Below are 15,560 nucleotides of genomic sequence, written 5' to 3'. Positions count from 1 at the left end.
CGCGACGCTAAATGACGCGCCGACAGCTTTACCCGGCGGCGCGTCTAAAACACCATTATATCAGATGTTTATGCCGATTTCATCGCATATGAGTCTTGCTGCGTGCAGGCGCGTCGATCAAAAGGCGCTGACATAGAGGCCGCCGTCGACCGGTATGTTCTGACCGGTCAGATAACCGGCATGGACCGAGCACAGGAAGGCGCAGATCTGGCCGAATTCCTCCGGCGTGCCGAGCCGCTTGGCCGGAACATCGGCGCTGATGCGGGTCTTGCGCGCGGCGGCCGCCGCTGGATCCTCCGGTGTGCCGGCCTCATGCGGGCCACGCAGCCGGTCGGTGTCGAGTTTTCCCGGCAGCATGTTGTTGATGGTGACGTTGCGGGCGATCACTGTTCGCGCCACGCCGGCGAGGAACGAGGTCAGGCCGGCGCGCGCGCCCGACGACAGGTCGAGGCCGGGAATGGGGACGTAGACCGACAGCGAGGTGATGTTGACGATGCGGCCGAAGCCGCGCGCTGCCATGCCGTCGATGACGGCCTGCACCAGCTCGACCGGCGTCACCATGTTCTGGGTGACGCCTTCAAGGATCTTCGCCCGATCGAGTTCACGGAAATCCCGCAGTGGGGGACCGCCGTTGTTGTTGACGAGGATGTCCGGCTCGGGACACGCGGCGAGCAACGCTTTCTGCACCTCCGGCTTCGAAACGTCGCCGACGACTTCGGTCACCGTCACGCCGTAGCGCTCGCGCAACTCGGCGGCGGTCTTGGCCACCAGCTCGGCATTGCGCCCGTTGACGACGATGTCGCAACCGGCCTCGGCCAGTGCCATGGCGCAGCCACGCCCAAGCCCCTTGCTCGAAGCGCAGACGATGGCTTTCTTTCCGCGAATGCCGAGATCCATGATGATTTTCTCCTTGTGAGCCGGCGGCAAGCTAGTCCTTCGGCTGGACCAATCGCAACCGTCATACGGTTGTTGCATGAATCGGGGCATAGCCTGCGCGGAAGCAAGGGTGAAATCGCGATGTCAGGCCAAGAGCCCCGCACTTTCCGCAGCATGTTCATTTCCGACGTTCATCTCGGCTCGAAGGCGGCCAAGGCCGAATTCCTGATCGATTTCCTTAGATATCACGACGCCGACATCATCTACCTGGTCGGCGATATCGTCGATGGCTGGCGGCTGCGGCGAAGCTGGCACTGGCCGCAAAGCCACAATGACGTCGTGCAGAAATTGCTGCGCAAGGCGCGCAAGGGCGCCAACATCACCTACATCGCCGGCAATCATGACGAGTTCGCGCGCCAGTTCCAGGGCGTGCATTTCGGCGGCATCGTCGTCGCCGACCGCGCCATCCACGAGACCGCCGACGGCAAGCGGCTGCTCGTCATCCATGGCGACCAGTTCGACACCGTCGTCCACAACGCGCGCTGGCTCGCCTATCTCGGCGACCACGCCTATGACGCGGCCATGCTGGTCAACCGAGTGGTGACGCGGCTGCGCCAACTGCTTGGCCTGCCGTACTGGTCGTTCTCGTCCTGGGCCAAGGTCAACGTCAAGAAGGCGGTGAATTTCATCGGCTCGTTCCAGACCATGCTTGCGGAAGAGGCGCGCCGCTCGCATGTCGACGGCATCATCTGCGGCCATATCCATCACGCTGCCATCGAGAATTTTGGCGACGTCCAATACATCAACACCGGCGACTGGGTGGAAAGCTGCACGGCGGTGGTCGAGCATTTCGACGGCCGGATGGAAATCCTGACCTGGGCGCAGGTGCTGCCCGAGGCGCCGGACGAACCCTTTATCCCGTTGCTCCTCGAAGACCGGGTCGGGCAGGCGGCCTGACGCGGATCAATCGATTAGGCCAACCGGTTTCGCCCGGTTTTCGCCCATGTTAAGGGATCGATACACGTTGCCGTCCGGTCGAGTGCAGCGTTATTGGATCGATTCATGTCGCTGCCGCCGCTTTCGCCCGAACAACTCGTCAAGCCGCGCCATTTCGAACTGCGCATGAGCCTGATCTTCGCGACGCTGTTCGTGCCGCTCGGAACGCATGTGCCCTATTTCCCGCTGTGGCTGCAGGCCGAGGGTTTTCATCCCGAGCAGATCGCCGTCATTCTGGCTGCGCCGATGTTCCTGCGCGTGGTGACGACGCCGTTGCTGACCGCACTTGCCGACAGGGCCAGGGACCGCGCCGATATCTATGTCGCGCTGGTGGCGGCGTCGCTGCTGTTGTCGGCCGGTTACTTCCTGACGCCGAGCTACGCCATGGTGCTGGCGGTGTCGCTGGCGCTGACCATCGTCTGGACGCCACATTCGCCGATCGCCGATTCGCTGGCGCTTTCGGGTGTGCGCCGGTTTGGCTCGAACTATACGGGCATGCGCAAATGGGGCTCGATCTCCTACCTGTTCGCCAATGTCGCCGGTGGCTTCATCCTGTCGGCAACCGGCTCCGGGGCCGTTCCGGTGATCATCTTCGTTTCACTTGCCGCGGCCCTTGCTGCCGGCTTGCTGGCGCCGCGTCTCGGCCGTCCGCGACGCGCCTCGCCGCTGTCGGCGACCGACATGCAGCACGTGGCGCCAAAGCTTCTCAACCCATATTTCCTGTATTTTTCGATCGGTGTCGGCGTCATCACCGCCAGCCACGCATTCCTGTACGGCTTCGTCTCCATCTACTGGAAATCGATCGGCCTCAGCGATTCGGTTGTCGGCCTTTTGTGGGCCTGGGGCGTGGTCGCGGAAGTCTGCATGTTCATGATGTTCACCCGCTATTTCAGCTCGTTCTCGGTCGTCTCGATCATGGTGATGGCGGGGGTCGGGGCGATCGTGCGCTGGATTGCCTTTCCGCTTGTGTGGCCGCTCGGCCTCGGCGTTGCCGGATTTTTCGGCGTCCAGACACTGCATTCGGTCTCGGTGGCGCTGGTGCTGATCGGCCTGCAGAAGATGATCGGCGAAACGGTCTCCGAGGAACGGACAGGTGCTGCGCAAGGCATCGCCTACTTCTCCAACGGCTTCTTCATGGCGGTGGTGACGTTGGCGTCCGGCCCGCTTTACCACCGCTTCGGCGTCGACGGCTTTTTTGCCATGATCCCGATCGCCTTGATCGGACTGGTGCTGATCGGGCTTGCGGCGCGCTCAGCCCCACAGCGCCGTATCAGGCGGTGACACCAGAGATCCCTGGTAGACAAGGCCGGGCACACGGTCGTGGGCAAGCAGGAGCGGACCGTCAAGATCGACGAAATCGGCATCCTGGGCGAGCAATACCGCCGGCGCCATCGCCAGCGACGTGCCGACCATGCATCCGACCATAACGCCGAAACCGAGTTCGCGGGCGTGATCGCGCAGCACCAACGCCGCCGTCAGTCCGCCCGATTTGTCGAGCTTGATGTTGACGGCATCATAGAGGCCGACCAGCGCTTCGAGATTCTCAGCCTCATGCACGCTTTCATCGGCGCAGATCGGTACGGGATGCGCGATATGGCGCAGGATCTCGTCTTTGCCGGCCGGCAGCGGCTGTTCGATCAGCGCGATGCCTTGCTCGGCGGCAAAGGCGAGGTTCGCGGCGATGTTGTCGTCGGTCCAGCCCTCATTGGCGTCGAGGATGATGCGGCTTTTGGGGGCGGCCTGCCTGACGGCGCTGATCCGGGCGAGGTCGTTGTCGCCGCCAATCTTGACCTTGAGCAGCGGTCGTGCCGCATTGGCACGCGCCTGCGCCGCCATCGCCTCCGGTTCGCCCAACGACAGCGTGTAGGCCGTTTCAAGTGCCCTTAACGGTACAGCGCCAATGGCAGCAGCCACCGATGTTCCGCTGATCTTTGCCTCCAGGTCCCACAGGGCGCAGTCGATGGCGTTGCGGGCGGCTCCGGCCGGCATGGCATCGAGCAAGGCGTTCCGGCTGATCCCACCTGCGATCCGGTCCCGCATGGCCTCTATCGCGTCACTGACGCCATCCATGGTCTCGCCATAGCGCTTGTAGGGAACGCATTCGCCGCGACCAGCGTGGCCGTTCTCGCTGATCGTGCAGGTGATGACCTCGGCCTCGGTCTTGGAACCGCGTGAAATGGTGAAGGTTCCGGCGATGGGGAAACGTTCTGCCTCAACCGAAATGACACGCGCCATATTTTTCTGCTCCGGCTATGCAACAACGGGCGAGTCGGCAAATCGACAGCTTGGTTCCGTCAGGCTAAACAGGACGCCATGTTGACCATCGGCAAGCGCGACGCAAGCGGCACGACCGCGGGGGAGGCTGACCACGAACCGCGCGTGGCGATCGGCGAGGAGGACGGCGTTCTCGGCTGCGTCTTCTCGGGAATCTGGACGACACGGACCGTCGCGCTGATCGACGCCGACATGCGCAAGATCGAGAAGCGAAGTGGTTTCAAGACCTTGGCGCTCGATCTTTCCAACATCGAGAAGATGGATACCGCCGGCGCCTGGCTGATCGACCGGCTGGCCAGTGCCTTCGAGAAGAAGGGCGTCAAGATCAGCATGCAAGGCCAGAGCGAGATTGCCAACATCCTGCTCGATGCGGTGGGCGAGGCCGTCCGGCGCGAACCCGAATCCGGTCCCGCACGGCCACCCAACATCATCATTCGCGCGCTGGAGGCGGTGGGCCGGCGCGTCTACGAGATGCGCGACGACTTCCTCGCCTCGATGAACATCCTCGGCGCCACCATCCGCGGCGCGCAGATGAAGCTCGGCCGTGGCCATGCCGTCAACCCGGCGGCGATCTTCAACCAGATCGACCGCATGGGCGTCGGCGCCATTCCGGTGGTGGTGCTGATGTCGGCGATCGTCGGCGCCATCGTTGCCCAGCAGGGTGCCTATCAGCTCAGCTATTTCGGCGCCGATATCTTCGTCGTCGACCTGGTCGGCGTGCTGATCCTGCGCGAACTCGGCGTGCTGATGACGGCGATCATGATTGCCGGCCGCTCCGGCAGCGCGATCACCGCCGAGATCGGCTCGATGAAGATGCGCGAGGAGGTTGACGCGCTGAAGGTCATCGGCCTCAACCCGATCGGCGTGCTGGTCTTTCCGCGCCTCGTGGCGCTGGTCATCGCCTTGCCGTGCCTCACCATCATTGCCAATTTCGCGGCACTCGGCGGCGGCATCGTCGCGGCTTGGCTGTACTCCGATATCGCACCTGCTGCCTTCATCGACCGGCTGCGCGTCGCCATCGACCTCAGCACCATTTTCGCCGGCCTGATCAAGGCGCCGTTCATGGCCATGATCATCGGCACGATCGCCTCGGTCGAAGGCATGAAGGTCGGCGGCAGCGCGGAATCGCTCGGCCAGCACGTGACCGCCTCGGTGGTGAAGTCGATCTTCGTCGTTATCATCCTCGACGGGCTTTTCGCCATCTTCTACGCAGCGATCGAGTTCTAAGATGACGTTGCTGAGCAGAAAAAAGGTGGTCGCGATCGCGGACGAAACGGGCGAGGGCGACATCGTGCTTTCCGCGCACAACATCACCGTCTCGTTCGCCGACAAGCTCATACTAGACAAGCTGTCGCTCGATATCCGGCGCGGCGAGATCCTTGGCTTTGTCGGTGCCTCGGGCGCCGGCAAATCCGTTCTGCTGCGCACCATTCTTGGGCTGACGCGCAAACAGTCGGGCACGATCAAGCTGTTCGGCGTCGATGTCGAGAAAGCGAGCGACGTCGAGCGTCTGCGCGTCGACATGCGGCTTGGCGTGCTGTTTCAGCACGGCGCCCTTTTTTCGGCGCTGACAGTGCTGGAAAACGTCCAGGTGCCGATGCGCGAATATCTCGACCTGCCGCGAAAGCTGATGGACGAACTGGCGATGCTCAAGGTCGAGCTGGTCGGGCTGCCGCCGGACGCGGCGCAGAAATTTCCGTCCGAACTTTCCGGAGGCATGATCAAACGGGCGGCGCTGGCACGTGCGCTGGCGCTCGACCCCGACATCGTCTTCCTCGACGAGCCGACATCCGGCCTCGATCCGATCAGCGCGGCGGAGTTCGACGAACTGGTCGTCAAGCTGCGCGATACGATGGATCTGACCGTTTATATGGTGACGCACGATCTCGACACGCTTTTCACCGCTTGCGATCGCGTGGCCGTGCTCGGCAAGAAGAGAGTGCTGGTCGAAGGCACCATTGACGACATGCTGAAGAGCGAGGAGCCGTGGGTAAAATCCTATTTCCGCGGAAAACGCGCCCGGCAACTTGATCTTGCGGCGCGCGCATAGCCATAAGTGGGACAATGGAAACCAGAGCCAACTACGTTATTGTCGGCATTTTCACGCTGGCCGCGATCCTGGCGGCGTTTGCCTTCGTCTACTGGACGGCGGCGATCGGCGACAAGGGCGAGACCACGTTGCTGCGCGTGCGTATTCCGGGCTCGGCTTCCGGGCTTGGCCGCGGCAGTTTCGTGCTGTTCAACGGCGTCAAGGTCGGTGATGTCAGGCGCGTCTATATCGATGTCGACAATCCGACCGTCGCTATCGCCGACACCGAGATCGATCGCCTGACGCCGATCACCAAGTCGACGCAGGCCGATATCGGCCTCGCCGGCCTCACCGGACAGGCCAATATCGAACTAAAGGGCGCTGACCCCAAGGAAGTAAAGCTCCTCGACCAGGCCGAGAAGGAAGGCAAGGTCGCCGAGATCGTCGCCAACCCATCGGCGGTGACCAACCTGCTGCAGACGGCACAGAACATCTTCAGCCGCGCCGACAAGGTGCTTTCGGAGCTTGAAGGCTTCACCAAGGATGTGCGCGGGCCGCTAACGCAAACCGTCAAGAACGCGCAGACCTTCTCCGATGCGCTGGCCAAGAATTCGGACGGCATCGACAAGTTCCTGTCCAGCGTCAGTGCGCTCTCCGATGAGCTGAAAGGCGTTTCCGGCAAGCTCGACGGCACGCTGAAAGCAGCCGAAGGCCTGCTCAATGCCGTCGACAAGGACAAGATCAAGAGCATCGTCGCCAACGTCGATACGGCAACTGCGAATCTCAAGCAGACGTCGACGCAGCTCGACGGCGTGATCAAGAATGTCGACACCGCTGTCGGGTCCGTCAACGATTTCGCCAAGCAGACGCAAGGCACGCTGGCCAAGGTCGATGGCGTGCTCGACGGGATCGATCCGGCGCAAGTGCGCTCCGCATTGGCCAACATCCAGAAAGCCAGCGAAAACGCCAACAAGGTCGCCGCCGACATCGCTGAGGTGACCGACAAATTCGCCAACCGGGCCGACGACATCGACCAGACGATCAAGGATGCCAAACAACTGGCACAGCGGCTCAACGATGCCTCGGTGCGTGTCGACGGCATCCTCGCCAAGGTCGACACCTTGCTCGGGTCGGGGCAGGCCGACGGCGTGATGGCCGACGCCAGGGAAACACTGAAATCGTTCAAGCAGGTTGCCGACACGTTGAATGCCCGCCTGGGCGTCATCACGGACAATCTGGCACGCTTCTCCGGCCAGGGGCTTTCGAATGTCGAGGCGCTGGTGCAGGACAGCCGCCGTTCGATCAGTCGCATCGAGGAAGCCGTAACGGATCTCAGCCGCAATCCGCAGCGCATCCTTTCGGGTGGCGATGGCGAGGTCCGGCAATTCGATGGCAGGGCGCGGCGTTGACTTCGGCTTCGGCACGCCCCAAGAACATGAGCCAAGAAAGCGGGTTGATCTTACGATCCGGGGACAACGGGGATCGCGCGTGAAGTCTGTGTGGGTGAGAACGGGCGGATTGACATCGGCTGCGGCACTGCTTGCCTTGACCCTAGCAGGCTGCGCTGTGTTGGGCGGCAAGCCCGCGCCGCTCGATACGTTCGAGCTGTCGGCGCCTTCGGTCGACGCGCATGGCCACAGCCGCCGACAAATCCTGATCGCGCAGCCGTCGGCACTCAAGGCGTTGGACAGCCAAAACATCGTCATCAAGCCCTCGGATCGCTCGATCCAGTATCTCAAGGGCGCGCAATGGGCCGACCGGCTGCCGCTGATCGTGCAGGCGCGGCTGGCCGAGACGTTCCAGCGTTCGGGCAGCTTTGCCGGCGTCGGCAAGCCGGGCGAGGGCCTGGCGATCGACTACCAGGTGATTGTCGAGGTCCGGTCTTTCGAAGTCCGCGTCGACGGCGGCGAGCACGCCGAAGTTGACCTGTTCGTGCGGATATTGAACGATCGCAATGGCGAGGTGCGCGCCTCCAAGAGCTTCACCGCATCGGCGCCCGTTTCAGGCAGCGGCAATCCTGCCTATGTCAGCGCGCTCGACAGCGCGTTTGGAGATACCGCCAAGCAGATCGTGCGTTGGACGGATTCGGTCATCTGAAGGGGTCAAATAGCGATGAGCCGGTGAGCCGAAACGGTTCAGGCCGCGTATTCGACAAGCGTGTGATCTTCACCGGCGAGTTCGTCCTCGATGATTGAGGCTATCGTTTCCCAATCACCTCCAGCCAGCCCTGCGCCAATTTTCGGGTACCCGATCCTCTTGCCTGTGAATTTGGCTTTGATGGACTGCATGACTTTCCGGATTGCTTCGTAGTCTGCCCTCATGCCTGTTCCCTGCCAATGGAACTGCGTGTAGCCATTGATGACATGGAACGTGCGGCCCTCTCGCGTGATCTCAGCAACGGATAGGCTTCCCAGCTTGGCTGGGTCGCCCTTCGGTGTTGCGCAGTCTGCGGCGTAAGCCTCGGGAAAACGCTGCTTTATCGAAAGAGCAATTCCCTTGCCCATTTTGCACTGGCAGTTGCATCCGTGCACGATGACATCGAACTTTCCGTCGAGTGCAAGCTGAAGCAGATCACCACGAATTGTCTGCATTGCCACGAAATCCCGGCCTCAATCCACAGCACTAGCATCCAACCAAATCGCGAGATTGGCGGCATTCGAAACGATCTTTTCAGGATTGGCTCCAAACAGAAAGGGCAGGTCGCCCTTTCTGTTTTGCTGCACCGCCCTTAGTGCAGACGGCCGCTGGCGTGGGCCAGCATGGTGTAGACCTTGCCGGTGTCCGACGTCAGGTAGGTCTGCGCCATGATGTTGTCGCGGTCGTTGCGCGAGACATCCTTGAGCAGCTTTTCGAAATCGTCGCAGTAGCGGTCGACGGCGGTGCGGAACTCGGCCTCCGCCTGATACTTGCGACGGATCTCGTCGAACGTCTGCTGGCCCTTCAGCGTGTACAGCCGCCGCGTGAAGACGTCACGCTCGCCACGCCTGTAGCGGTTCCACAGCTCGATCGAAGCATCGTGGTCGATGGCCCGCGCGATGTCGACGGAGAGCGAGTTCAGCGATTCCACGACATGCAGCGGCGAGCGCTGGGCAGGAGCCGCGCGCGGTGCTTCCGCGGGCGTCGCCGGCCTGGCGTCCTCTTCGCGCGATGCCCCGGTCAGGAGATCGCGCACCCAGCCGCCCTGTGGTGTACGGGCGCCGGCATCTGCACGCTGGCGCGGTGCCGCCTCGGCCGGACGCTCCAGGTCGAGCGTGCCGCGCAGTGGTACGCCGCCCAACGGCGCCTGCGGTGTACGCAGCTCCGGCTGCGGTGCCGGTGGTGCACGCCGTGGTGGCTCGGCAGGGCGTGCGGCCGACGCTTGCGGTGCCGGGCGCAGGTTGCGTTGCTCGGAGGCATCGCCGCCGCCGCGACCGGACTTCGCTACGATCTCCGAAAGCTCTTTCAGGGCGTTGATCTGCTCGGAAACGGCACGGCGGATGGCCGAGGTCGATTCCTTTGCCTCTTCCGGCATCTCGATGACGCCCTTCTTGAGCTCGGCGCGGGTAAGGTCGAGCTCGCTCTTGATCGAGCCCGCGGTGCGCCGCATCTCTTCGGTCGCATCGGCGAAGCGCTTGGTCGCCGAATCGACGACGTCGGTGATGGCGTTGCGGATCTTGTCGGCCGACTCCATCGTCTTGCCCTCGGCGTTCTGCAGCGTCTGGCCGACGAGATTTTCGAACGAGCGCATGACCCTTTCGAGATCTTCCGATTTCTTGACCAGGCCGACGGCGAGATCCTCGAGCGACGACTGCCTTTCGAGCGTGTGCTCGAGGTTGCTCTGGGCCGAGCTCAGCAGGTCCGAGGCGCTGGCCAGCAGGCGGCTGTGTTCATCGAACTTGGTGGCGATCGATGCGACTTCGCGCAAGGTAGACGACGACAGTTCCGTCAGCCTTGTGGTGTTCGAATCGACCAGCCGTGCCGAGCTGGCGAAGGTTTGCGCGGCCTTCTCGGTGGTGGCGGCGAAGCTTTGCGTGCTGCCGCTCAGACGTTCGTCGACCTGGCCGAGATTGACCGCGGCCTGCTCGATCAACTGACCGAGCTGCGAGCTGGACGTGGTCATGCGGCCAATGAGATCGGCGACGCTGTCGGACAGGGACGAACGGGCGCCTTCGACCGCCGACAAGGTCTCAGCGGTGCGGTTGGCGAGCGCGTTGACAAGTGCGGCATTCTCGCTGCGCAGCTTCTCGGTGGCGCGTTCGGTGACCTCTTCCATGCTCTTTTGCAGTTCCGAACCGCCCTGGGCAAAGCGCTCGACCAGCGGCCGCGCGGTTTCGTCGAGGATCTTCGACATTTCGGCCGAACGCGCCGCGAGCATGGTGTTGAGCTCGCGGGTGTTGGCGCCGATCGTCTTGGCGGCGTCGTTGGTGCTCTGGCCGATATGTTGGCCAACCGCGGTGAAGGTCTCCGCGATTACATTGGCGCGCGAGACGAGTTGCGCCTCGGCATTCGCCACCTGTTCGTTGATCCTTTGGCCCATCGTCTCTGCCGTGTAGGCGAGGCGGTTCTCGACGCCTGAGACCTGCTCTTCGACACGGGCGGCGGCGGCCGCCGCGCTCGATGCGAGCCGCTCGTCGGCGCCGGTAAGCGCCTGCTCGATTTCGCGGGCATGCACGGCCATTTCCTGACCGGTCCGCCTTGCACGTTCGGCGACCCTCTGCTCGGTGTCGGTAAAGGCGCCGACGATGGTCTCGGCATGCTCGCCGATCGTCGACGAGCTGCTGGCGATGCGCGACACCAGGCGCTGATCGGCTTCGTCGAAGATGCGGCCGATTTCCGACGCACGGCTCGACAGCGCTTCCGAACCTTCGGCGATGCGCGAGACCAATTGCTGGTCGGCGGCATCGAAGATACGGCCGAGATCCGATGCTCGTGCGGCAAGCGCCTCGGCAGATTCCCCGATGCGCATACCGAGCCGCTGATCGGCGCCTTCGAAGTTACGCAGGATGTCGCCTGCGCGGGCGGCCAGCGACTGTGCGGTTTCAACAGCGCGGGCGACCAGCTTCTGGTCTGCCGCATCGAACGCGCCGGCAATCTCGGCTGCACGGGTGGCCATATGGTCGGCGGTGTCCTGGGCCCGGGCGGCTAGCTGATCGGCGGTTTCCTGGGCGCGGGTGGCGATCCTCTGGTCCGCCACGTCGAAGGTACCGGCTATCTCGCTTGCACGAGCGGCCAGCTGGTCAGCGGTTTCATGGGCGCGGGCCAGCAGGGAGCTGGAGGTGTCATCCGCGCGGGCAAGCAAGGCGTTCGACGTATCTTCCGCACGGGTGTGGAGGCGACGATCGGCTTCCTCGAAGGTGCGGGCGATGTCTTCGGCCCTGGCCAGCAGGGCGGCGGAGGTCTGCTCGGCGCGCTCGGCGATCTTGCGGTCGGCGTCGCTGAACGCGGCACCGGCCTGCTCATGCAGCGTGCTGGTGACTTCCAGGACCTTTTCGCGCAACGCGCCGGCTACGAAGACCGCACTCTTCTCGAGCACGGCTCGGACGTTGTCGACGCCTGTCGAGAGCGCACGCTCCATGGTGCCGGCGCGCTCCTCGATCACACCGGTCTGGCGGCTGAACGCCTGCTCGATCTTCTCGACATCGGCAGCGATCGCGGCAGAGATATCGGTGCTCCTGGCGGCGATCTGGTCGATATGGCCCGACAGCGAGCGGTCGACGTCCTGGCGGGTCTCGGCGAGCTTGCCGAGATCGTCTTCCAGCGCCCGGGCCAGCATGTTGCGGCCTTCCGACAGCTTGCCGACATGTCCGGCGATGATGTCGTCGATATCGCTGCGGCTTGCGGAAAGCTTCTGCAGGTCGGCTTCCAGCGCACGCTTGAGGATATCGCGGCCTTCGGCGAGTTTCTCGACCTGGCCGGCGACCAGTCCGTCGATGCTGGAGCGACTTTCCGCCAGCTTGGCGAGATCGTCTTCCAGCGCCTTCGACAGGGTCGAGCGCTCGCCGACAAGTCTTTCCGAATGGCTGTTCACCAGGCCGCTGACGTTTTGGAGATCAGCCTCGAGTGCCCGGGCGAACTGCGCCCGGTCATCGACCAGTTTCTGCGACTGGTCGGCAACGGTGCTCGTGATCGCATTGAGGTCGGCTTCCAGCGCGCGCCGCAGGATGTCGCGGCCTTGCGACAGCTTCTCGACTTGACCGGCAACCAGCCCGTCGATGCTAGAGCGGCTTTCGGCCAGCTTGGCAAGATCGTCTTCGAGCGCCTTGGACAGGGTCGAGCGCTCTCCGACAAGCCGTTCCGCATGGCTGCCTACCAGGCCACTGACGTTTTCGAGATCAGCCTCGAGTGCCTTCGACAGCGTCGAACGATCCTGGGCGAGCCGTTCGGAGTGGCTGTTGACAAGGCTGTTGACGCTTTCGAGATCGGCCTCGAGCGCACGGGCGAACTGTGCCCGGTCATCGACCAGTTTCTGCGACTGGTCGGCAACGGTGCTCTGGATCGCATTGAGGTCGGCTTCCAGCGCACGCCGCAGGATGTTGCGGCCTTCCGACAATTTCTCGACCTGGCCGGCGACCAGCCCGTCGATGCTGGAGCGGCTCTCCGCCAGCTTGGCGAGATCATCTTCAAGCGCCTTCGACAAGGTCGAACGATCCTGAACGAGCTTGTTCATGTGGTCGGCGATGACGCTGTTCACATTCTGCAGGTCGGCTTCCAGCACCCGCGAAAGCTGCCCGCGATCCTCGGCGAGCCTTTCCGACTGGCTGGCAATGACGCCCTTGATCGTGTTCAGATCGGATTCCAGCGCCCGCTTGAGAATGTCGCGGCCTTCGGCGAGCTTCTCGACCTGGCCGGCAACTAGGCCGTCGATGCTCGATCGGCTTTCGGCCAACTTGGAAAGGTCAGCCTCGAGCGTCTGCGACAGCAGGCTGCGATCCTCGACCAGCCGTCCCGCATGGCTGTCGATCAGGCCGCGTATGCTGGACAGATCGTTGTCGAGCGACTGGGAAAGCTGCGTGCGGTCGTCCGCCAGCTTGGCGGAATGGGCTTCGATCAGGCTCTTGATGCCGCTGATGTCGTTTTCCAGTGCCTTGGCGAGCACGGCGCGACCCTCGGCGATCTTCTCGACCTGGCCGGCGACGAGACCGTCGATGCTGGCGCGGCTGTCGGACAATTTGCCGAGATCGGCTTCCAAAGCGCGCGACAGGATGCTGCGGCCCTCGGCCAGCTTGCCGACGTGCCCAGCAACCATTTCATCAATGATTGTACGAGCTTGTACCAGTTTCCCGGAGTCTTCGTTCAAGGCAGCAGAGAGTCTGTTGCGGCCTTCTTCCAGCCTTTCAAGATGGCCGCCGAGCGACGCATCGATGGCCGCCCGCGATTCATTGACCTTGCGCAGATCCTCCTCGAGGGCGCGCGCGATCAGGCTGCGGCCTTCGGCCAGCTTCTGCACCTGGTCGGTCACCGCGGCATCGATGCCAGCGCGGCCTTCTTCGAACTTCGCCAGGTCGGCCTGCATGGCCTCGGCCATGCGCTCGCGGCTTTCCGAAAGCTTGCGGCTGTGGTTTTCGACGGCTTCCTCGATGCCGGCGCGGGCATCGGCGAGCCGCTGAATGTCGCTATCGAACGAACGTGAGACGACGTGACGCGCGGCTTCCATGCGGCCGGCGAAGTCGCTGGCGCGGGCTTCGAGCATGGAGGAGGTCGAGGTGACGATGTCGGCCATGTCGGCACCGATCTGGGTCTTGCCCTGATCGATCATCGCCGACAGCGTGTCCTTGCTCTCGGCAAAGGTGTGCGCGATTTCGCGGGCACGCTCGACCAGCGTCTCATTGATCTGGCGGGCGCGGGCCTCGAGCGCTGCGTTGAGCTTCTGCGTTCCGGTGTCCAGCGCCTCGGCGCGGGTCTGGAACTCGCTGATCAGCGCCTGGCCGCGTTCTGCGAGCGTCCGCTCGATGCCGTTGAGGCTGGCCTCGAATTCGGAATTGAGGGTGCGCGCGGCACCTCCGAGCAGAGACACCATGCCGGTGGTGCGATCGTCGAGGAGATCAGTCAACGACCGTGTCAGGCCGTCGGTGGTGTCGGTCAGTTTGGCTATGCGGGTGTCGAGAAGGCTGGCGAAGGCCTCGCCCGAGGTCGACAGCTTGTCGGTGATCGTATCGAGCCGGCCTTCCACCGAATCGAAGATCGACAACGAGCTTTCATTGATGCGGTCGATGAGCGTGTCGCCGGAATTGGTGATCGTCATCGACAGCTTGGTAGACGCATTGAGGATGCTGTCGCGGATGATGTCGGAGGCGGCGCCGATCTCGTCCTTCAGCGTCTCATGCGCGCCGGTGATCGAGGCGCGGACGCGCTCGGCATGGCTGACGACGGCTTCACGCTCGCTGCCGAGCCCGTCGACCAGCGAACGGATGCGGGATTCGTTCTCCGAATAGGAGCGCTCGATCTGGTTGACCTCGCTGTGGACCAGCGTTTCCAGTTCGACGGCGCGGGCAAGCGTGCGCTCGATGCCTTCGCCCATGGCGGCGACCTCGCGACGAACGGCCTGGCCGATCATCATGACGCGATCCTGGGCAAGGTTTTCCGGCTCGGTCAGGCGGAAGGCCACTTCGGTCATCGACTGGGCGGCAATGCGCATTTCCTGAGCGCGGCGAATCATCGCCGCGAAGGCCCAGAACAGTATGACGGGCACAATTGCCGCAACTGCCAGACCGATCAGTTCGGGACGGGCGAGAAACTGGTCGAGCGTACGGATTCTCCAGATGCTCGGTCCGAAAAGGAGGTTGGCCAGACCGCCTGCACCGGCGAACCAGGCGAGCGAGACAAAGGCAACGACCCAGTAAATGGTGTTCGAGGCACGCCTGTTGAGGCTGTGCAAGAGCGTCTTGTAGTCCTTCTGGCGATCGTCGTTGGCTGGCGCGAAACCCGCGGGCTGGGCGCCATTGCGTGTTTCGACGGGGCGCAACTCGGCGGGCTTGGGCTGGGGCGCGGGTTTCGTGGCCTCACTGCGCGCGGTCTGGCTCTGATTGACTGCTGGCGCCGGCTTATCGTTGCGTCCCTCGCGCGCCAGTTCGTCGGCGGCCTGCGATATCTGCGCTTCCAGATCTTCCATCGAAGCCGCGATGTCGAGGTCGCCGTCGCCGGCATCGCTGCTGAGGTCTAGATCAAGCGCCTTTTCCAGTTCCCTGGCCACATCGTTGTCGAGAGTTCTCGTCGTCGTTGTTTTCTTTGCCATGCCTACTACCCTGTACTAGCTGCCGCGGGCTTATTATTCTGTTTTTATCGTACCCCGCGCAGGAGGCTGAAAATGGACCCCTCGTATCGTAATGACACAGGGGGGTAAAGAAAACATGCATTCCGCGAGATACGTAAAACTTTAAATATAAGGTTAACGGAAGCGTGATTTCGG

General features: G+C 63.2%; 10 protein-coding genes. 6 read left to right on the top strand and 4 right to left on the bottom strand.

Annotation, left to right across the window (positions count from 1 at the left end; genetic code table 11):
* Positions 1 to 117: 117 nt before the first annotated feature.
* Positions 118 to 897, bottom strand: coding sequence for an SDR family oxidoreductase (locus tag AC1DZU_RS23940; protein ID WP_184873969.1), 780 nt, complete (start codon positions 895 to 897; stop codon positions 118 to 120).
* 120 nt (positions 898 to 1,017) lie between these two features.
* Here AC1DZU_RS23940 and AC1DZU_RS23935 point away from each other — a divergent pair, with 120 nt between their 5' ends.
* Both AC1DZU_RS23935 and AC1DZU_RS23930 read left to right on the top strand, forming a co-directional pair.
* The gene (locus AC1DZU_RS23935; RefSeq protein WP_095085153.1) at positions 1,018 to 1,833 is read left to right on the top strand and encodes a UDP-2,3-diacylglucosamine diphosphatase; all 816 of its coding nucleotides are present in this window, start codon (positions 1,018 to 1,020) and stop codon (positions 1,831 to 1,833) included.
* Positions 1,834 to 1,938: 105 nt separating this feature from the next.
* Positions 1,939 to 3,153 (top strand): MFS transporter, encoded by a 1,215-nt coding sequence (locus AC1DZU_RS23930; protein WP_477288929.1) that lies wholly within the window; start codon positions 1,939 to 1,941, stop codon positions 3,151 to 3,153.
* Here AC1DZU_RS23930 and dgcA read toward each other — a convergent pair.
* Positions 3,124 to 4,107 carry an N-acetyl-D-Glu racemase DgcA gene (gene dgcA, locus AC1DZU_RS23925; RefSeq protein WP_477288927.1) on the bottom strand — a complete coding sequence of 328 codons (984 nt, stop codon included), beginning with the start codon at positions 4,105 to 4,107 and terminating at the stop codon, positions 3,124 to 3,126. The two genes, AC1DZU_RS23930 and dgcA, sit on opposite strands and share 30 nt — an antisense overlap.
* Positions 4,108 to 4,185: 78 nt before the next feature.
* On the opposite strand from dgcA, the gene AC1DZU_RS23920 reads away from it, so the two are divergent.
* The 4 genes from AC1DZU_RS23920 to AC1DZU_RS23905 all read left to right on the top strand — a co-directional run bounded on the left by AC1DZU_RS23920 (position 4,186) and on the right by AC1DZU_RS23905 (position 8,272).
* Positions 4,186 to 5,373, top strand: coding sequence for an MlaE family ABC transporter permease (locus AC1DZU_RS23920; RefSeq protein ID WP_477288925.1), 1,188 nt, complete (start codon positions 4,186 to 4,188; stop codon positions 5,371 to 5,373).
* Between the two features lies 1 nt (position 5,374).
* Positions 5,375 to 6,196, top strand: a complete 822-nt coding sequence (locus AC1DZU_RS23915; protein ID WP_477288923.1) for an ABC transporter ATP-binding protein — start codon at positions 5,375 to 5,377, stop codon at positions 6,194 to 6,196.
* 14 nt (positions 6,197 to 6,210) lie between these two features.
* Positions 6,211 to 7,584, top strand: a complete 1,374-nt coding sequence (locus AC1DZU_RS23910) for an MlaD family protein (RefSeq protein WP_477288921.1) — start codon at positions 6,211 to 6,213, stop codon at positions 7,582 to 7,584.
* A gap of 79 nt (positions 7,585 to 7,663) precedes the next feature.
* On the top strand, positions 7,664 to 8,272 hold the full coding sequence (locus AC1DZU_RS23905) for an ABC-type transport auxiliary lipoprotein family protein (protein ID WP_477288919.1): 609 nt from the start codon (positions 7,664 to 7,666) through the stop codon (positions 8,270 to 8,272).
* A 38-nt stretch (positions 8,273 to 8,310) separates the two neighbouring features.
* Here AC1DZU_RS23905 and AC1DZU_RS23900 read toward each other — a convergent pair whose 3' ends face one another.
* Both AC1DZU_RS23900 and AC1DZU_RS23895 read right to left on the bottom strand, forming a co-directional pair.
* Positions 8,311 to 8,766, bottom strand: a complete 456-nt coding sequence (locus AC1DZU_RS23900; RefSeq protein WP_477288917.1) for a macro domain-containing protein — start codon at positions 8,764 to 8,766, stop codon at positions 8,311 to 8,313.
* A gap of 137 nt (positions 8,767 to 8,903) precedes the next feature.
* A complete protein-coding gene (locus tag AC1DZU_RS23895; protein WP_477288915.1) occupies positions 8,904 to 15,386 on the bottom strand; it encodes a kinesin in 6,483 nt (2,160 codons plus the stop codon).
* Positions 15,387 to 15,560: the final 174 nt, after the last annotated feature.

This window comes from Mesorhizobium sp. P2_A12 (assembly GCF_056405075.1).
Note: the sequence above shows the minus strand (reverse complement) of the source record. Positions and strands in the feature narration are given on the sequence as shown.